Origin of the sequence: Actinokineospora diospyrosa, assembly GCF_024171925.1 — a bacterium.
GTDB classification, from domain to species: domain Bacteria; phylum Actinomycetota; class Actinomycetes; order Mycobacteriales; family Pseudonocardiaceae; genus Actinokineospora; species Actinokineospora diospyrosa.
Genome location: NZ_JAMTCO010000009.1, coordinates 51,766 through 69,297, shown reverse-complemented (window position 1 = coordinate 69,297; position 17,532 = coordinate 51,766). Strand labels below are relative to the sequence as shown.

General features: G+C 70.8%; 18 protein-coding genes. 8 read left to right on the top strand and 10 right to left on the bottom strand.

Going from position 1 to position 17,532, the window contains the following annotated elements; translation table 11 throughout:
- Positions 1-65 precede the first annotated feature (65 nt).
- The 3 genes from LV75_RS18600 (at position 66) to LV75_RS18585 (ending at position 3,413) form a co-directional block, all read left to right on the top strand.
- Positions 66-1,205 (top strand): MFS transporter, encoded by a 1,140-nt coding sequence (locus LV75_RS18600; protein WP_253888209.1) that lies wholly within the window; start codon positions 66-68, stop codon positions 1,203-1,205.
- Positions 1,206-1,609: 404 nt separating this feature from the next.
- On the top strand, positions 1,610-2,929 hold the full coding sequence (locus tag LV75_RS35535; protein WP_308211006.1) for an FAD-dependent monooxygenase: 1,320 nt from the start codon (positions 1,610-1,612) through the stop codon (positions 2,927-2,929).
- A 73-nt stretch (positions 2,930-3,002) separates the two neighbouring features.
- Positions 3,003-3,413 carry a hypothetical protein gene (locus LV75_RS18585; RefSeq protein WP_253888208.1) on the top strand — a complete coding sequence of 137 codons (411 nt, stop codon included), beginning with the start codon at positions 3,003-3,005 and terminating at the stop codon, positions 3,411-3,413.
- Positions 3,414-3,851: 438 nt separating this feature from the next.
- Here the strand turns inward: LV75_RS18585 and LV75_RS18580 are convergent, their stop codons facing one another.
- Together LV75_RS18580 and LV75_RS18575 are read right to left on the bottom strand one after the other, a co-directional pair.
- Positions 3,852-4,205, bottom strand: a complete 354-nt coding sequence (locus tag LV75_RS18580) for an STAS domain-containing protein (RefSeq protein WP_253888527.1) — start codon at positions 4,203-4,205, stop codon at positions 3,852-3,854.
- 103 nt (positions 4,206-4,308) lie between these two features.
- Complete coding sequence (locus LV75_RS18575; RefSeq protein WP_253888207.1) at positions 4,309-4,725, bottom strand: VOC family protein; 417 nt, start codon at positions 4,723-4,725, stop codon at positions 4,309-4,311.
- Positions 4,726-4,831: 106 nt separating this feature from the next.
- On the opposite strand from LV75_RS18575, the gene LV75_RS18570 reads away from it, so the two are divergent.
- The 3 genes from LV75_RS18570 (at position 4,832) to hisG (ending at position 7,042) form a co-directional block, all read left to right on the top strand.
- Positions 4,832-5,179, top strand: coding sequence for an ArsR/SmtB family transcription factor (locus LV75_RS18570; protein WP_253888206.1), 348 nt, complete (start codon positions 4,832-4,834; stop codon positions 5,177-5,179).
- Positions 5,176-5,766, top strand: coding sequence for an SRPBCC family protein (locus LV75_RS18565; protein ID WP_253888205.1), 591 nt, complete (start codon positions 5,176-5,178; stop codon positions 5,764-5,766). Before LV75_RS18570 ends, LV75_RS18565 begins: the two co-directional genes overlap by 4 nt.
- A 409-nt stretch (positions 5,767-6,175) precedes the next feature.
- The gene (gene hisG, locus LV75_RS18560) at positions 6,176-7,042 is read left to right on the top strand and encodes an ATP phosphoribosyltransferase (RefSeq protein ID WP_253888204.1); all 867 of its coding nucleotides are present in this window, start codon (positions 6,176-6,178) and stop codon (positions 7,040-7,042) included.
- 7 nt (positions 7,043-7,049) lie between these two features.
- On the opposite strand, the gene LV75_RS18555 is transcribed toward hisG, so the two are convergent.
- Together LV75_RS18555 and LV75_RS18550 are read right to left on the bottom strand one after the other, a co-directional pair.
- The gene (locus tag LV75_RS18555) at positions 7,050-7,268 is read right to left on the bottom strand and encodes a ferredoxin (RefSeq protein ID WP_253888203.1); all 219 of its coding nucleotides are present in this window, start codon (positions 7,266-7,268) and stop codon (positions 7,050-7,052) included.
- Complete coding sequence (locus LV75_RS18550) at positions 7,265-8,464, bottom strand: cytochrome P450 (RefSeq protein ID WP_253888202.1); 1,200 nt, start codon at positions 8,462-8,464, stop codon at positions 7,265-7,267. Before LV75_RS18550 ends, LV75_RS18555 begins: the two co-directional genes overlap by 4 nt.
- Positions 8,465-8,588: 124 nt before the next feature.
- Here LV75_RS18550 and LV75_RS18545 point away from each other — a divergent pair, with 124 nt between their 5' ends.
- Positions 8,589-9,173, top strand: a complete 585-nt coding sequence (locus LV75_RS18545; RefSeq protein ID WP_253888201.1) for a DUF7711 family protein — start codon at positions 8,589-8,591, stop codon at positions 9,171-9,173.
- A gap of 262 nt (positions 9,174-9,435) precedes the next feature.
- Here the strand turns inward: LV75_RS18545 and malQ are convergent, their stop codons facing one another.
- The 3 genes from malQ to LV75_RS18530 form a co-directional block, all read right to left on the bottom strand.
- Positions 9,436-11,295 carry a 4-alpha-glucanotransferase gene (gene malQ / locus LV75_RS18540; RefSeq protein ID WP_253888200.1) on the bottom strand — a complete coding sequence of 620 codons (1,860 nt, stop codon included), beginning with the start codon at positions 11,293-11,295 and terminating at the stop codon, positions 9,436-9,438.
- 123 nt (positions 11,296-11,418) lie between these two features.
- Positions 11,419-12,756: an SDR family oxidoreductase gene (locus LV75_RS35530; protein WP_253888199.1), complete on the bottom strand. Its 1,338-nt coding sequence runs from the start codon at positions 12,754-12,756 to the stop codon at positions 11,419-11,421.
- A gap of 37 nt (positions 12,757-12,793) precedes the next feature.
- Positions 12,794-13,330: a hypothetical protein gene (locus LV75_RS18530; protein WP_253888198.1), complete on the bottom strand. Its 537-nt coding sequence runs from the start codon at positions 13,328-13,330 to the stop codon at positions 12,794-12,796.
- A gap of 163 nt (positions 13,331-13,493) precedes the next feature.
- On the opposite strand from LV75_RS18530, the gene LV75_RS18525 reads away from it, so the two are divergent.
- A complete protein-coding gene (locus LV75_RS18525; RefSeq protein ID WP_253888197.1) occupies positions 13,494-13,928 on the top strand; it encodes an anti-sigma factor antagonist in 435 nt (144 codons plus the stop codon).
- Here the strand turns inward: LV75_RS18525 and LV75_RS18520 are convergent.
- The 3 genes from LV75_RS18520 to LV75_RS18510 form a co-directional block, all read right to left on the bottom strand.
- Positions 13,907-15,214: a calcium:cation antiporter family protein gene (locus LV75_RS18520; RefSeq protein WP_253888196.1), complete on the bottom strand. Its 1,308-nt coding sequence runs from the start codon at positions 15,212-15,214 to the stop codon at positions 13,907-13,909. The genes LV75_RS18525 and LV75_RS18520 overlap by 22 nt on opposite strands.
- Positions 15,211-15,867, bottom strand: a complete 657-nt coding sequence (locus tag LV75_RS18515; protein ID WP_253888195.1) for a hypothetical protein — start codon at positions 15,865-15,867, stop codon at positions 15,211-15,213. The genes LV75_RS18520 and LV75_RS18515 overlap by 4 nt, the downstream gene beginning before the upstream one ends.
- 149 nt (positions 15,868-16,016) lie before the next feature.
- On the bottom strand, positions 16,017-17,504 hold the full coding sequence (locus LV75_RS18510) for a CYTH and CHAD domain-containing protein (protein WP_253888194.1): 1,488 nt from the start codon (positions 17,502-17,504) through the stop codon (positions 16,017-16,019).
- Positions 17,505-17,532: the final 28 nt, after the last annotated feature.

The following is a 17,532-nucleotide window of genomic DNA, read 5'->3' as shown; positions in this document are numbered from 1 at the left end:
CACCCGATCGAGCCGCTCAAGATCCAGAACGACCACTCACGGTGGGTGACGTAGCCTCATTCGTGATGCCGCCGACTCCCTCCGACCGCCGCGCCCGGGCCGCCGTCGCGGGCGTGTTCCTGACCAACGGAGCCCTCTACGCGACCGTCGTCCCCCGGTTGCCGGAGATCAAGGCCGGTCTCGGGCTGACCAACGCCGCCCTGGGCACGGCCCTGGCGGCGGCTCCCCTCGGCGCCTTGGTGGCGGGGTTGTTCGCCCCCGCGCTGATCACCCGCCTGCGCTCCTCCCGGGTGGCGGCGTGGGGGATCGTGGCGCTCTCGGTCGCGGTCGTGGCCATCGGGCTCGCCCCCGGGTGGCTCCCGCTGGCCGCCGCCCTCTTCACCGCGGGCGCCCTGGACTCCGTTGTGGACGTCGCCCAGAACGCGCACGGCCTGCGCGTCCAACGCCGCTACGGGCGCTCGATCGTCAACTCGTTCCACGGCCTGTGGAGCGTGGGCGCGGTCAGCGGCGGCCTGCTCGGCTCAGCCGCGGCCGGGCTGGCGGTGCCGCTGGCGGCGCACCTGATCGGGGTGGCCGCGTTGTTCAGCGCGGTGGCGCTGGCGTGTTATCGCTTCATGTTGCCCGGGGACGACCGGGTCCCCCAGGTCCACACATCCGGGCGTCCGGTGGGATTGCTGGTCGCGTTCGGGGTGTTGGCGGCTTGCGGAGCACTGGTGGAGGACGCGGGAGCTTCGTGGTCGGCGATCTACCTGTCGGGCTCGCTGGGCGCGGGGGCGCTGACGGCGGGCCTGGGGTTCGTATGCCTGCAAACCGCGATGACGGTGGGGCGGCTGCTCGGGGACCGCGTGACGGACCGCTTCGGCCAGCGCCGCGTGGTGCGGTGGGGCGGCGGACTGGCGGCGGTGGGGATGGGGGTCGCGCTGGCAGTGCCGTCGGTGGGGATGACGTTGGTGGGCTTCACGTTGGCGGGCTTGGGGACCGCGACTTTGGTGCCCGCAGCGATGCACAGCGCGGACGAGCTGCCGGGGTTGGGGGCTGGGGTGGGGTTGACGGTGGTGAGCTGGATGCTGCGGATCGGATCGCTGGTGTCGCCACCGGTGGTGGGGGTGGTGGCGGACGCGGTGAGTTTGCGGGTGGGGTTGGTGGGGGTGGTTGTGGCGGGGGTGGTGGTCGTGGCGCTGGGACGCGGGTTGGCCAGCCGGTAGGTTCCGTGGACCAGCGGGCGTCGTCTTTGGGCGGCCGGTGTCGGCGGCGCCCCAGGCATTCGACACTGAGGCCCCGGACCGAACAGATCCGGGTCCGATGAAGATCAAACCGGACTGAGCAGCCCCCGACATACAGCTTACCGACAAACACCACCAAAACCGGGGCGTCGAGCCAGAGGCTGTGGACAACTCAGCCCCGGACCGAGGACCCGGTGCGACGGTGCCGTGCGCCGGAACACCACAGCGCACGGCGGTATTGACGCGGCTGCGGGGGGGCTTCTTGGGCTGAGGCGAGCTTGTTCCGGGTACTAAAGATTATCTTGATAGCGGCTAGTGGTAGGGGGATTCGAGGAGCCGAAAGTCGGGGGGTGGTGGGGAGGCGCGGGGGGTGGTAGGGGGGAGGGGTGACTGAGGTTGTGGTGGTTGGTGCGGGGCCGGTCGGGTTGGTGGTGGCGGGGTTGTTGGGGCGGGGTGGGGTGGATGTCCAGGTAGTGGAGCGGCACGCGGGGCCGTACGGGTTGCCGCGGGCTGTGCATGTGGATGGGGAGGTCGCGCGGGTTTTGCAGGCTGTTGGGGTCGGTGAGAGGTTTCGAGCGATCAGCCGGGGGATGCCGGGGTTGCGGTTGGTGGGGCCGGGCGGGTCGGTGCTCGCGGAGTTCACCCGGGACTCGGCGGTGGGGGCGGGCGGGTACCCGGAGTCGTCGATGTTCCACCAGCCCGATCTGGAGCGGTTGTTGCTGGACGAGGTCGGGGACCGGGTTCGGTGGGGGGTGACGGTCACGGGTGTTGAGCAGTGGGGTGTGCGGACGGACGCGGGCGATGTGCGGGCGCGGTACGTCGTGGCGTGCGACGGGGCGGACAGCTTCGTGCGGCGGGAGTTGGGGATCGGGAGCCGGACGTTGGGGCGGCCGCAGTCGTGGGTGGTGGTGGACGTCGAGGGGGACGACCTGGTGCGGTGGGGTGGGGTGCACCAGGTGTGCGACCGGCGGCGGGCGGCGACGTACATGCGGGTCGTGGGGCGGCGGTACCGGTGGGAGTACCGGGTGGACGGTGGGCGGCCCGCTCCGCCGTGGACCGGCGGGGCGGAGGTCGTGCGGGAGGCGGCGTACACGTTCCGGGCCCGGGTCGCGCGGCGGTGGCGGGTCGGGTCGGTGTTCCTGGCGGGGGACGCGGCGCACGAGGGGCCGCCGTTCGTGGGGCAGGGGTTGGGGTCGGGGCTGCGCGACGCGCACAACCTCGCGTGGAAGCTGGTGCACGCCCTGCGCGGCGGCGACCCCGGGATCCTCGACACCTACGAGTCCGAGCGGGGGGCGCAGGCGGTGCGGACCATCCGGTCGGCGCAGGTCGTCGGGTGGGCACTGGGTGCCGGGCCCGCGCGGCGCGCGGTGATCCGGGGCGCCGCCCGACTGCCCGGGGTCGCCGGGGCCGCACTGCGCTACAGCTCCCCCGCGCTCGCCCCCGGCCCACTGGTCGGCCGGACCCCACTGGCGGGACGCCTGTGCCCGCAGTGGTCCACGCCGGACGGCTGGACCGACGACCTGCTCGGCCCGCACCCCGCGGTGGTCGACCTCGACTCCCCCTACGCCGGGTGGCTGCGCTCAGCAGGAGTCCACGCGGCACTGATCCGCCCGGACCTGATCGTGCTCGACACCGCCAAGTCCGCCGCGGACATCACACGCCTCCACGCCCGAGCCGAACAACTGTCGGTAGTGGACAATCGTTGACCGACCAAACCAATGCGAAAGCCTTACACAGCAGGCTACCCATCCCCGAGCGCCGATCGGGCATGAGCGAGTGGTGCCCGACATCGCCGAGTCCACCGCGGCGACGCATTGCAGGCCGGGGACCAGCCGCGCGTCAGCGAACCCGACCTCGGCGGTCAGCAGCCGGGTGAACTCCCGGCCGGTCTGGCTCTCCTCCGGCGCGATGACCGCGTTCTCACCGAACACCGCCCACCGGTCCGGCACCGCGAACACCACGCTCGCGCGGTCGGGCCGCACCGGGACCAGCCCGGTGAACAGGTCGCCGAGGAACCGGGTCAACCGCCGCGCCGCCGACCGGCTCGACACGTGCTCGGCGATCCCGGTCGGCGACCCGCTCGACAGCGGCGGGCCCGCGTACTTGAACGCCTACGCGGCCACGGTGGAGTCCGCGGGCACCGCCCACCCGGGCGCACAACTGTCGACTATGGATAGTCAGCGACGCTGAACGGCCGAATCGGTTGGTCCGACAGCCCTCGGACAGCCGATGCGCCACCGGAGCGCCTGCCGAGTACCGGCGACGCCGGCGCCATGTCCACGGCGGACACCGCGCGACTCCCAGCCGGGAACAACCGAGACCTCCGAACGGCCGAATCGGTTGGTCCGACAGCCCTCAGGCAACCGGTGGTCCACCCCGGGGCGTTGCTGGGCCTCGGCGGCGCCGGGAACGCTCGGGTAGCACGGGGCGGGGCACGGTCGAGGCCCTGGAGGCAAGGCCGCAGGGCTAGTGGCTCGACTCAGAACGTTGGCCGTGTGTCGGCGGGTCCACGGCGTGGCCGGCAAGGCGCCGGAACGTCCTCGTACTGGGTGTACTTGGGCGTTTCGGCAACGCCGCCAGGCGCGTCGTGGGCGGGTCGAGACACGGTCGACGTTCTGGGTCGCGCCACTAGGTCAGGGGCTCGTGGTCGGCATCGGACAGTGCGGCTGGGATCGACTCGGCGGGGGCGGTGAGGCCCGCGAGGGTGATGGTGCGGTGGGCGGGCTCGTCGGCGGGGGCCACCACCGCGAAGCGGGTGCCGGTCTCGGCGGCGCGCTGGGCGGCGGTGAGGATCACGTCCACGCCCGCGCCGCTGAGGAAGCGGACGGCGGTGAGGTCGAGGATGACGGTGCCGCGGTCGGCCTGGGCGGCCCTGAGCTCCTGGTCGAGCAGGTGCGCGCTGGACATGTCGACCTCGCCGGACACGGTGAGCGCGGTGTAGCCCGGGCCCACGGTGCTGGCGAAGGCGAGCAAGGGGCGCATCACGGACGCCACCCGACGCCACACATCCGCATGACGATCAAGTGTAACCGCCGCGGGCGGGCGGCGACCGGCGGTTTTCAGCTGCTCCACAGTGGACGGGGCGTCACGCGACGCAGAACTCGTTGCCCTCCGGGTCGGCCATGACCACGTGGTGGCCCGCGAACTCGGTGACCCGGCGCGCGCCGAGGCCGACCAGCCGGTCCACCTCGGCGGAGACGAGCTCCCACCGCCGCTCGGGCGGCCCGGCCGCCGAGGCCCGGATGTCCATGTGCAAACGGTTCTTCGCCGTCTTGGGCTCGGGCACGTCCAGCAGGCAGAGCCGCGGCGCGACACCGTCCGGGTCGTACAGCCAGGCACCACCACCCCCGTCGTCCTCGTCCTCGAACTGCGCCAGCCACTCCTGCCTGGTGGCGAACGGGGCGGGCGGCGGCTCGTCGAGGTAGCCGAAGGCGGCCTTGTAGAACTCCGCGAGCCGCTCCGCGTCGACGCAGTCCAGGGTCAGGTCGATCTTGAAGCCCATCTGGTCCCCTCCTCCTCAGGTGCTCGCGACGCTACCCCGGGGGTACGACACTCCTCAGTGGATGCCAGGCTTGACTTATATAATCACAAACTGACACAGTGGCGCCGTGCACGCGTTCGACGTCCTCGGCGACCCGGTCCGCCGCCGGATCCTGGAACTGCTCACCGACGGCGAGCGCTCCGCGGGGTCCATCACCGAGCTCATCCGCTCGGAGTTCGGCATCTCCCAGCCGGGCGTCTCCCAGCACCTGCGGGTGTTGCGGGAGAACGGCTTCACCGCGGTGCGCGCCGAGGGCACCCGCAGGCTGTACTCGGTCGAGGCCGAGCCGCTGCGCGAGGTCGACCGGTGGCTGGAGCGCTTCCGCGGGTTCTGGGACCAGCGGCTCGACGCGCTGGGCACCGAGCTGGCCAGGGGCAGGCGCCGGGGCACCCCGACCAGGAAGGACCCACCATGATCGACATCGGCGCGCAGATCGGCGCCACCGGTCGCGCGGTCACCGAGGTGGAGGGCCACATCCGGGTCCTGCTGACCCGCGACTACGCGGCCACCCCCGACGACGTGTGGGACGCGCTGACCGACCCGGCACGGCTGCGGCGGTGGTTCCTGCCGATCAGCGGCGACCTGCGCGCGGGTGGACAGTTCCAACTGGAGGGCAACGCGGGCGGGGAGATCCTGCATTGCGAGCCACCCTCGCGACTGAGAGTCACCTTCGGCGGGCCGAGCAGCCTGGTCGAGGTACGGCTATCAGGCGACGACACCCACACCCGGCTCGAGTTGGAGCACACGGTCCCGGTCGAGTTCGCCGGCAGCGCGGCGGGGTCGCTCTTCGTCGGGCCCGGGTGGGACGGGGCGGCCCTCGGCCTCGCGCTCCACCTGGTCGGCGCGGTCGCCGATGACCCGAACTCGATCGAGACGCAGCGGTTCAACCTGGCCTCGATCGCCGCCTGGGTGCGCGCCACGACCGGGGTGGCGACCGACGCCGAGGTCGAGGCAGGCCGGGCGGCCGCCCTTGCGCAATACTGCCCCGACGTCAAGGACTGAGCGCGCTATACACCCGTTCGGCGCACACCAGCCTGCTATCGGGCGAATGGTGCATAACCCGAAACTATGAGTCATTGGGATGGGCGCGTCGACGATCAGTCCGGCATGCTCAAGTCACCCTGCACCACTCCGATCGGAGCACGGACGGCCGTCGCGGAAACCGGCCGTCGGCTCCGGGCCCCGGGTCACCCGAATGGTGGGTCGGCCACGGGTACGGGCCGGACACGCGACCTACGCCCTGCGTGTCCGGCCTCGCCGGGTTTCCAGCGGCGCGGGGTCGTGCAGCTGGCTTGTGCCACTCCTCCCCCGCGGTGTCGCCCGGTCCCGAAAGACGCCGGGCTTGTGAGGTCGCCCGGGGTTCACTCAGGGGTCATCGGTCGCGCTGCTCCGTATGGCAGGATCCCGGCGCGTGACCACGCTACGCATCGCCGTGCCCAACAAGGGGTCGTTGAGCCTCCCCTCCGACCAACTCCTCACCGCGGCGGGGTACCGGGTCCATCGCGCCAACCGCGAGCTGATGATCGATGACGTCCGCAACGACGTGCGCTTCTTCTTCCTGCGCCCGCGCGACATCGCCCTCTACGTCGGCTCCGGCACCCTCGACGCGGGCATCACCGGCCGCGACCTGCTGCTCGACGCCGACACCGGCGCCGAGGAGGTCCTCCCGCTCGGGTACTCCGAGTCGACCTTCCGCTTCGCGGCCCGCCCCGGCGAGCTGACCGCGGTGGCCGACCTGGCTGGCAAGCGGGTCGCCACCAGCTACCCCGGTCTCGTGGGGGGCTACCTGGCCCGCCACGGCGTCGAGGCCCGCCTGGTGCGGCTCGACGGCGCGGTGGAGACCTCGGTGCAGCTGGGCATCGCCGACGCGGTGGCCGACGTGGTCGAGACCGGCACCAGCCTGCGCAACTCCGGTCTGGCGGTGTTCGGCGAGCCCATCCTGCGCTCGGAGGCGGTGCTGATCCGCCGCCCGGACACCGAGGACGGCGACGGGTCCATCGCGACCGCGGTGGAGCGGGTGCGCAGGCGGCTCAAGGGCGTGCTCATCGCCCGGCAGTACGTGATGATCGACTTCGACTGCCCGACCGCGGTGCAGGAGGCGGCCTGCGCGCTGACCCCCGGCATCGAGTCGCCCACGGTGTCGCCGCTGGCCCGCGAGGGCTGGGTGGCGGTGCGGTCGCTGGTCCCGCGGGACCGGGCGCCGTTCGTGATGGACGAGCTGTGGGAGGTCGGCGCCCGGGCGATCCTGGTCACGCCGCTGGAGTCGAGCCGGATCTAGGCGCTGGTCAGGGGCGGGGCGCCAGCTCCGCCCCCGACCCGTCGCGGATGAGGATGGCCGCGGCCGGGCAGGTGTCGGCCAGGTCGAGCAGGTCCTCGTCCGGGTCGATCCGCTCGGTCACCGCCACGGCGTGGGTGCCGTGGAAGCCGAAGATGTCCGGGCGGGACCCGGCACAGATGCCCGATCCCAGGCAGGCGTCTTGGTCTACCTTCACCGACCAGCTCACTGCGCCTCCCAAGCCACTGGCATCTTGCGCGGGCCGCGCACCAGCATCTGTGTCTTCCATTCCGGATGCCCGGCCTCATGTAGGCCCGGTAGCGCTAGAAGGGCTCGCAGCGCCTCTTGCAGCTCGACTCTGGCCAAGGCCGCGCCAAGGCAGTGGTGGGCACCGTGGCCGAAGCCGAGGTGCCCGCTGCCGCCGCGGTCGAAGCGGAGCTGGTCGGCGTCGGGGAACCGGGTCTCGTCGTGGTTCGCCGACCCGATCGCTGCGAGCACGGCCTCGCCCTCACGCACAAGTACCTCGCCGACCTGCACGTCCTCGGTCGCGTAGCGGGCGAACGCCGAGGTAGCGCCAAGAGGCACGAAACGCATGAGTTCCTCCACCGCCCCGGGGATCAGCCCGGGGTCTGCCCGTAGTTCGGCGAACCGGTCGGGCTGGCTAAGAAGCACGTGCACGAAGTTGGGGATTTGGGTCGCGGTTGTCTCGTGGCCCGCGACGAGGACGCCGACGCACAGCTCGACGAGTTCGCGCTCGGTCAACCGGTCGACGTTGTCGGCGCGGGCGGCGATCAGCGCGGACATGAGGTCGTCGGCGGGTTCGGCGCGGCGCTGGGCGACCAAGCCCGCCATGTAGGCGGAGATCTCCTGGTCGTTGCGGCTGAACTCCTCCGCGGTCAGTGACGCGGTCGAGAGCAGGCCGTCGCTCCACTCGCGGAACAGGTGCTGGTCGCGAGCCGGCACGCCGAGCAGCTCGCAGATCACCCGCACCGGGAGCGGCAGCGCGAAGGACTCGACCAAGTCGCCGGTAGTCCCAACAGCCCGCATGTCGTCGATGAGGCTCTCAGCGATCTCGCGGACCCTGGGCCGCAGTCGCTCGACGCGGCGGACGGTGAACGCGCTGGCGACGAGTACCCGCAGCCGGGTGTGGTCAGGCGGGTCCATCGCGAGGATGCCGCCGCTACCGCGGTGGTACTGCACCCGGGGCTCGTCGTGCTCGGCAGCCTCAGCACGGCTGAACCGGCGGTCGCCGAGAACGAACCGGGCATCCTCGTAGCGGGTAGCGAGCCAGGCAGGCTCACCGAAGGGCAGTTGGACGCGGATCATCCCGGGGCTCGTTCGCGCGGCACGGTAAGCGGGCGCGAGGTCGAGGCCCTCCGGGCGGTTGAACGGGTAGTCGTGGACGCGTTCGTCGGCGGCTGTCATCGCGCTCCCCCTTCGTGGGACACCCACTCCGGTCACCTGACCTCCAACGTACGACGGACGACGGCGGACCGTCAACGATCAGTCGCGGACGGTGACCGCCAGAGGTGTGCGGCAGGATTGCCCCGTGAACTGGACCCGTGCCGTGCACCACTTGAGCACCCTCGCCACGACCTGCGCCGACATGGCGACCCGACCGGCCTCGATCTTCCCGCTGCGGGTGGACGAGTTGTGGGCGGCGGGCGACATCCTCGGGCGGGCCCGCGAACTGGAGACGATCACGGTGGCGCTGACCGCCGACGTGGACGAGGTGCCCTGGCGCACCGAGCCGTCCGGCTCCCGGCATTGGGCGGCGGCGGCACGGCTCCCGCAGACCCCGGCGACGGCGTACTGGCGATCGGCTCACGCGCCGGTGTGGAACCACGTGCTTGAGCGGCCGGTGCTGGTGTGGTCGGTCTATAGCGGGGTGGACGAAGAGGCACTGGCGGCGATCGGCGAGGGCAACGGCGAGTCGGTACGCCCGCCTGCGCCCACTGCCGAGGAGTTGACCGAGCGACTAGACGCGGAGTTGGCGCTAAGTCTGCGCGCGCTGCGCGAAGGTACCCACGAGTACGGGCAGCGGCGGTGGAAGCCGGGGAAACTGGAGCCGGTCTCGGACGCGCTGTGGCAGGCCAGTACCGGGTACCTGGACCTACTCGATGTGATCAAATAGCGCCTTCCGTGTATTGCGAACCGGCAACCGTCACCCGAACGGAGGTGTGAGACTGGTGGCAGCTGGATACACAGCTACCGTCCGAGAACACGCGAGTGAAGGCAGAACCACCGTGGCCGACATCGACCTGAACCCGATCTACACCGCGCTGCTGTTGGAGCAGGGCTTGGCCGAGGAGCCGATCAGCGCGCCGCTCCCGGAGCCGGAGCCCGCCCTGCCGTAGTGGCGCCGCGGAATCCGCGGCGCCAGCGCCTTCTTGGCGTCACCGGGCTCGTAGAGCCGCCACCGCCGCGCGCACCGCGGGGTGGACAACCAACTCGTCGACCGTAAGAGGCAGCGGCAGCCGCCAATTGGGGTATTGGTCCACGGTGCCGGGCAGGTTGGGTTGGCGTTTCTCGCCGATCAGGTCTTGGGGGGCGGCGAACACCAGGGCACAGGGGGTCTTGGCGATGAACCGGTGCAACGCGAGCACGACTTCCTCGACCGGGGTGTCCTGGGTCGGGAGCAGACCCTCATCGACCAGCAAACCCAGGATCGCCGCGCGTTCCGCCGCGGCGATCTCGCGTTCGGCGGCAGGGTCGGTGAGCAGGCCGAGCTCGGTGCGGACGCGGACGTGGTCGCCGGAGAGGAAGCCCGCGGCCGTGGGGAGGTCGTGGGTGGAGATGCTGGCGGCGGCCTGCCGGGGGTAGCGGTGCGCGGGGAGTGGGCGGTTGTCCCGGTCACGTTGGAACCAGGCGACCGCGCAGCTGAGCACGCCGCGTTCTTGCAACTGCTCGGTGACGTACTCCGGGACGGTGCCGAGGTCTTCGCCGATGACCACGGCGTTCGCCCTACAGGCCTCTAGAGCCAGGACGCCGAGCATGGCTTCGCCGTCGTAGTGCACGTAGGTGCCGCGGTCGGGGGACTCGCCCGGGGGGATCCACCACAGCCGCCACAGTCCGGCGACGTGGTCGACCCGGATGCCGTCGCCGTGGGTCAGGACCGCGCGGATCATGTCGCGGAACGGGCGGTACCCCTGATCGGCGAGCTTGTCGGGGCGGAACGGGGGCAGCACCCAGTCTTGGCCAAGAGGGCTGAAGGCGTCGGGGGGTGCGCCCACCGTGACTCGCGACGCGAGAACGTCTTGCAGTGACCAACCGTCGGCGCCACCGGGGTCGACGCCGACGGGGAGGTCGTGGATCACACCTACGCGCATGCCGGTGGCGGCAGACCGAACAGAGTCGAGTTGTGCCGCCGATCGCTGTTGGAGCCAAGCGTGGAAGGCAACCCTGTCGGCGAGTTCTTCGCGTGCCCGGAGCACGTCTGTGCTGGCGGGATGGCGTAGCTCTGGTGGCCAGGTGCGCCAATCGGGACCGTGGCGTTCGGCGAGCGCGCTGAACGTGGCGAAGTCGAGCAGGGTCCGGTCGAGGGCCGACAAGTCCGGCAGGTGGGGGTTGAGCAGCGCGAACGCGGCGGTCTTGGCCTCCCAGACGGCGTCGTGGTCGATCTGCTCGCCGAGCTCGGGGCGCAGGCCGAGCACCTGAGCGCGGGTGTCCGGGTCGGCGGCGGCGAACTCGGGGGTATCGGTGACGGACAGGTGCAGCGGGTTGAGGAACCGCCTGCTCGACGGGGAGTACGGGGACTTGCGCACCGGCTTCGTCAGGGCACCCGCCGCGACCGGGCTGACCAGGATGGCGGCCGCGTCGTCAGCGGCGGCGTGGGTGACGAAGGTCCGCAGGTCGTGGTAGTCGCCGATGCCCCAGGAGTCCGGGGTGTGCAGGTTGTAGAGCTGAACCATCCAGCCCCAGGTGCGTTCCAGGTCTGGGAGCCGGGTAGGCGTAACAGCGAGGGAAGTCTCCTGGTCACCTATGCGTAGCTTGTGCCACCCCAGGGGGAGCGCGGGTAGAGCTCCGTTGACGGCGACGGTGCTTCCGTCCTCCAGTTCGACCTCTCCCCTGCCGACCTCGACACGCTCACCTTGGCGGATCACCGATGGCAGCGTGGAGCGGGTGGGCGGGTCGCCGAGCTCGTCCAGGATCGCCCTGACCACCGTCGGGTCTACCTGGACACGTTGCCGCTCACCGTTCTCGTACTCCAACGCGACGCCGTGGGCGGCGGCCAGCTCGGCAAGTCGATCGTCCACAAGGGAGCCTTTCGGGAGGGGGCTGGTCCCATTCAACCGGAACGGGGGCGGTTTCGCCGGGTCCGTGGCAAGCACCACGAGCGACCCGCGCGGGTGGTCCCCGCCTCACATGAGCCCGTCACCTCAACCGTCGCTCGATTCGGCTGTGCGGGCGATTCCGCTGCCCATAAAGCCGAAAACGACGTCGTGGGCGGGCTTCTGGGCGTACCAGTAGAGCTTGCCCGCGAAGCCGTAGGGCTCGAACCAGGTGGTTTGTTCGAGGCCGCTCTCCCCCGGCTTGTCGCTGTCGGTTGCGCGTAGGGACAGCCAGGCTCGGCCAGGCAGACGCATGTCGGTGCGGAGAAGGAGTTCGGTCGTGGAGTCCGACCGCTCGACCACGGACCAACTGTCAACGGTGTCGCCCGGGGTGAGGGTGGTAGGTCTACCGCGATGGAGACCGACACCACCGACCAGGTGGTCCAGTACGCCTCTTAGAGACCACGCGCCAGGGACGGTGTGCCAGCCGTTGGAGCCGCCTAGGTCGGTGATGACTTGCCAGAGTTTGTGGCGGGAGGCCCTGACCCGGGTGGTCTTGCGGTCGCGGAGGAGGTCTGGGGAATCGATCGGCGGCCCCTGCGGGATTGGTATGCCCAGGGCATCCCGTAGGGCTCGGTCGACGCTGGTGGCACCGCCTGGAGGAGGTGGCAGGACCTCGGTCGGAACCAGGTCGTGGCGCAGTGACTCGACCAGTGAGCGGACTAGAGGCTCAGGGGTCACGGCAGCGACAACAGCGGGCGGCAGGGATACCGGGACAGCGAGCCGCTTCGGCAAGCCCGCGATACGGGCGCAGCGTTGGACGAGGTCCAGGTAGGTGACCGTGTCAGGCCCCCCGATGTCGGCAAGCTTGTTGACTGGGTCCTGTTCGGCGGCCTCAACCAGGTAGTGCAAGACGTCGCGGATGGCGATTGGTCGGCTGCGGTTGCTCATGTAAGAGGGATTGGGCAGTACCGGCCCGCCGCGGGCTGCCCTGGCGAGGAGTTCGAAGCTCGCGGAGCCCGCGCCGATGATCATCGACGCCTGCAGGACCAGGGCGGGGGTGGGTGCGGCCAGGAAGATGTCCCCCACCTGGGCGCGCGAGGCCAGGTGGGCCGACACCGGACCGTCCGCGGGGCGTGGGCCGCCGAGGTAGACGAGCTGCCGGACGCCCGCCTGGGCGGCGGCGGTCACGACGGCGTGGGCGATCTCCGCGTCGGTGGCGGCGAAGTCGGCGCCGGTCATCGAGTGGATGAGGTGGTAGACCACGTCCACGTCGCGCAGCGCGGCCCGCAGGGCCACCTCGTCGAGCACATCGGCCCGGATGGTGTCCGGCCCGGGGTCGAGGGACCTGCCGAGCGCGCGAACGCGGTGGCCCGCCGAGGTCAGGGCGGCGGTGAGGTGGACGCCGATGTAGCCCCCGGCGCCGAGGACGAGACAGGTGGGCACGGCCCCATTCTTGCCCGGGTGACCGCGGGTACGCGTGTTAGAGCGAGTTCTGCCGGGGGGCGAGGATGCTGGCCGGGTCCACGTCGGGGGTGCTGAGCCAACGGTGGAACGCCTCGGGGTGACGTCGTTCCAGCTCGTCGAGGTAGCGCTGCCGAGTGCGCAGGAGGGTGACTGCCTGATCGGGGTTCGTGGCGTGCCGCAGAGCGATGAGCGTGTCGTGCCAGCGAGCGCAGAGGTAGGCCGTGCTCTGGCCTCTACCGCCACGCAACGGGATGGCGGCAACGAGTAAGGCCCCGACTAGAGCGAACGCGACCCATTCGACGAGGACAACGAGCCCAGCTGTCGCGACTAAGGCAGCGAACATCATCGCCGACAGCACCACACCGCGGAGGTTGCTGTTGCCGGTAAGTGCGGCGGACAGAGCAAGACTCAGGCAGATCGCGGTTACGGCTAAGAACACAAGGGTCCACGTACGAAGCACCGACACGCCCGCGCATACACCCGTGAAGACGACTAGAGCCGACAACGCGGTCACAGCGAGTCGGTAGGAGCGCACCAGGTTTCGTCGCAGCACGTGTCCTCCTCGGGTCACCAGCCCACTAGTGAGCTACCCCTGTCCGGGCACTCCCAATCGCGGCTTTCTGCGCCCATCGGGGGAAGCACCCTTGTGGTCCTTGCCCTGGGAAAACGGTGCTCTATGCTTCGAGGACTTCCCGACGGCATGAACCGAGGCCAGCATGGTCCCTCGCAGCCGAACCCCGGCCATCCCCCTCCCCGCGCCCAGGCCACCGGGCACCCGCGAGCGCTCAGCCGCGACCACCCGGGTCGAGCCGGTGGGACCCTGGGCCGTGCTGGTGACCGTGCGCGGGGAGGTCGACCTGGTGACCGCCGCCGCGACCCGGCGGGCGCTGCTGGCCGCGCTGGCCGCGCCGGAGCCGCTGCTGCTGGTGGTCGACCTGTCCGAAGTGGACTTCCTGGCCGCGGTCGGGCTCAGCGCGCTGGTGGAGCTGCGCGACCTGGCCTGCGCGCGGGCGGTCGACCTGCGGCTGGTGGTCGGCGGGCGGGCGGTGCCGCGGCTGCTGGACGTCACCGGGTTGCGGCGCACGTTCCGGTTGCACAGCGATGTCGACGAGCCGCTCGGGCCGCACCGTCAGTCAGCGAGGTCCCGGTAGGGGGTGCGGAACCCGTCCCTGGCGAGGGTGATCAGGTCGCGCCGGGAGCGGACCGTGACGACCACCGCCGCGCCGAGGTAGGCGATCGACAGGGCGACCAGTTCGACGCCCTTGACCGACTCCGGCAGCACCCCGGCCAGCACGAACTGCGCGACGAACAGGCCGAACAGCACCAGCGCGCCGCGCACGGTGATCGTCAGGCTCAGCAGCAGCGACACCGCGAACAGCGACTGGGCGGCGGTGAGCAGGAGTTCCTCGCGCTGGGCGGCGTCGATCGGCAGGCCGGAGGTCGACCCGGAGGCGACGGCGAACACGATCGGGAGCGTGCCGACGAGCAGAGTCCACTGGTTGACCTTGGACGAGACCAGGGTGGCCAGCGCGTCGGTGGTCTTGAGCCGCCACGCGTAGAGGCAGGCCACCAGCAGCTCGGGCGCCTCCGAGGCCAACGGGGCGAGCCACTGCACGAGGAAGAACTGGCTGATGCCGACCTGGGTGCCGGTCTCGACCAGGGCGTGCGCGAAGTTCTCCGCCACCAACAAGATGACCGCGGCGGCGAAGGCGAACAGGCCCGCGCAAGCGAGCCTGCGGCGCACCTTGGGCTGCTCCCCCAAGACCTTCGCGACACCTTCCAGGTCGGGGTCACCCGGCGGTGCTTTAGCGACTCGCACCGCATAGAGGATGAAGATGCCCACCAACACGATCGCGTCGATGAGCGTGATGCTGTGGCGCAGCGGCAGGGTCAACGAGTACAGGGTCGCGACGCCGAGGAACGCCAACGGCACAGCGTCGGTGCGTTCGAGAGTTACCCCTGCCTTGCGCGGCTTGTCCTGCCCGTTGCGGCGGATCCGCCACGCGGCGAGCAGGACCACCGCGGCCCAGCCGACGCCGACGAGGATCCGGTTCGCACCGGTCATGTTCGCCAACGCCAGCCCACAGCTGGATTCGTCGGTGGACCCGGGTGGCACGCAAGCGGGGCCGTGTTCGGCGAAGGCGTGACCGCCCTCGTAGGCGAAGACGAAGTCGACGGCGTACTCGGGCAGGACCGCGATCAGGGCCAGCACGGTGATCGCCAGCCCCGGCGAGATGTCCACCTGGACCGCCTCGGCGACCCAGGACAGCACGAACGCGGCCCCCACCACGGCGACGCCGAACAGCAGGGCCGCGAGCGGGGGGCTGAGGTGGGTGCCGGTGACACCCAGGTACACCCCGGGCGCGGTGACCGCGGCCGCGCCCGCCAACGGCACCGCGGCCCGCCGGGTGGCGGGCCGCGGTGAGTCGGTGATCAATGCCCGTCCGGCCCGACCGCGCCACCCCGGCGGGCGACCGCCTCGGAACCCAGGTCAGGCCGCACCGGCACCTCCTGGCCGGGCACCGCCTGGCCCCTCGGTGCCGGGACCGTGCCGTCGGCGCGGGCCGGGACCGTCCCGATGCCCGGCTCGGCGCCCGGCGCCCGCGACAGCCTCGTCTCGGCGTTGCCGTTGGCGCGGGCGACGTCCTCGGCGTCGATCGGCCCAGCGGCCGGACCGCCCACGATCGCGCCGCGGTCGACGCCCTGCGGCGGGGTCGGCACACCGTGCTGCATGTTGTCGATCCGCTGCTTGGTGAGGTTCTCCGCGTCCAGCCGGTCGCGCATCCTGGTCAACATCCTGATCGCCAGGAAGTGCGCCCCGGCCAGCAGGAGCAGGACGACGCCGAGCCGCCGCACCATGGCCTCCAACTGCGACCCGCCACCGATGTCGATGGCCGAGATCAGCAGCAGGACCCCCAGCACGGAGAAGTGGAACAGCACGGAAACCAACCGCGCCATAGACCGCGCCGACTCGGCCTCACCGTAGGAATCGGCCAGGTACCGCAGCCCGCTCCGGTAGATAATCTGCCCATCCACCAGAACGAGCGCGATACCCAGGACCAAGAACAAGACGTACGTGCTGTCGTCCACGACAGGCCCCTTCCACACCCAACCGGTCACAGTGGGTGTACCACCCCCAGCTCACCGTGAAACCGGAACGCGGGTGGGCGCCTGAGCTATCAGTACTGAGCCGTCAGCACCGAAGCCATCAAGCACAGAAGCCGTCGGTGCGGGGATCGTCAGCGGAGCCAGCGGGGGCCCTTCACGCCCAGGAGCTTGCGCCACACGCGCGTGAAGTCCTCTTCCGCGCGGGCGCCCCGCTCCCCCTCACGCGCGTACAGCACGCCGTAGGTGAACCCGTTCCCGCCTGCGAGGTGCGCTCGTACGCCCATCTCGCGCACGGCCTGTCGCGCCACCGCGGCGTCTTGTCGCACTCCCAGCACGGTTTGGGCCTTCTTGACCTTCTTGCCCCACCGGTCGAGCCTCTTGCCGAACACAGGCGCCACGACTTCCGCCGTGTACCGGGCCTTCTTCGCGTCCTTACGCACTTGGTGCAGAGCCGTGTCCCGGTCGTCGGCACCTTCAACGGCCCGCACCGACGCTTCTAGCGTCCGCCACGCCTTCACCACCGGCTTGCGCAGTTCCTGTGCCGCGGGACGGCGGGCACGCTTGGTCCACGGTGGATCCGCCAGGAACGCGTCCAGATCCGTCAGCAGGGCAAGATAACGATCACTGTCCACAGCCGACAGGATCTCGGCGCGGCCGTCGGCGAGGGTGCGGCTCAGCTCCGCGTCGATCTGGGCGGGGACCTTGCCCAGCACGTCCTCGCTCGGCAATTCCTTGAGCTCAGCGGCGAAGTGATCGGCCAAGACCTCGGCGTCACGCGCGGGTGAGGCCACGCCACCGAGCCACTTGAGTTCCGCGCGCAGGGCATTGACCCGGTCGGCGTCCAGCAGTGGCCGGAACACGCGTAGAGCGCTGCGCAGACGCCGTGAGGCCACGCGGAACTGGTGCACAGAGTCATCTGTGTCCAGCCGGATGCCGGTGTCGTTGGCACGGATCGCTGCTGTCTGGGTGAGCAGGTAGGTCAAAGCGACGTCGGCAGCGGAAGGGTTCGCCGACAGCTCTACCCGCTTGCGTGGCCGTGCGCGCTCGCCCAGGGCTTGGGCGAGTTTGGAGGTCGACTTGGCTGGCGTGGCGCCCAGGGCAGTGCCAACAGCGGCGAGGACGTCCAGGTCGGTGGCTTCGATCTCTAGTTCGCGCCAGGAGTGCGGGGTGCCGTCGAGCGGGTGAGCGGTCACCTTGTCGTCGGCTAGAAGGGCGATGGTGGTGCCGTCAGCGTCCTGCAACTCCCACTCATCACGTTGAGTGGTGATGCGGACGACCGGCGTAAGAGGGGCGCCGAGGGTGTGCGAGCGAACCAAGGCAGCCAGGTCAGCTGGCACCTTGGTCTTGGCACGACCTAGAGGGAAGCGGATCTCGTCGCGCACATCCGGCGCAACGGGCAGCTTGGCGTGCCACCCCGCGTCGTCACCACCGGTTCGCCTGCGCAGGGTGATGCCCGCGCGGGCCAATCGCAGGTCTGCTGTGTCGAAGTAAGTGGCGTCCAGGTCCGAGCTGCGGGGTCCCGCGGTAGCGCTAACCGGACCTGCCGACGTCAGGTCCGGCAGGGTGAAGTCAGCGGGTGCCTCGTACTTGCGCTCGGTCTCACGCACTCTGGTAGCCACCAGTCAACTATGTCACCGCGTGAGCGTT

Bases quoted from the DNA above. Each gene is read 5' to 3' on its own strand.
- LV75_RS18575 (WP_253888207.1), bottom strand. From the start codon at position 4,725: ATGGGCTTCAAGATCGACCTGACCCTGGACTGCGTCGACGCGGAGCGG.
- LV75_RS18600 (WP_253888209.1), top strand. From the start codon at position 66: ATGCCGCCGACTCCCTCCGACCGCCGCGCCCGGGCCGCCGTCGCGGGC.
- LV75_RS18525 (WP_253888197.1), top strand. From the start codon at position 13,494: ATGGTCCCTCGCAGCCGAACCCCGGCCATCCCCCTCCCCGCGCCCAGG.
- LV75_RS18565 (WP_253888205.1), top strand. From the start codon at position 5,176: ATGATCGACATCGGCGCGCAGATCGGCGCCACCGGTCGCGCGGTCACC.
- LV75_RS18550 (WP_253888202.1), bottom strand. From the start codon at position 8,464: ATGACAGCCGCCGACGAACGCGTCCACGACTACCCGTTCAACCGCCCG.
- LV75_RS18580 (WP_253888527.1), bottom strand. From the start codon at position 4,205: ATGCGCCCCTTGCTCGCCTTCGCCAGCACCGTGGGCCCGGGCTACACC.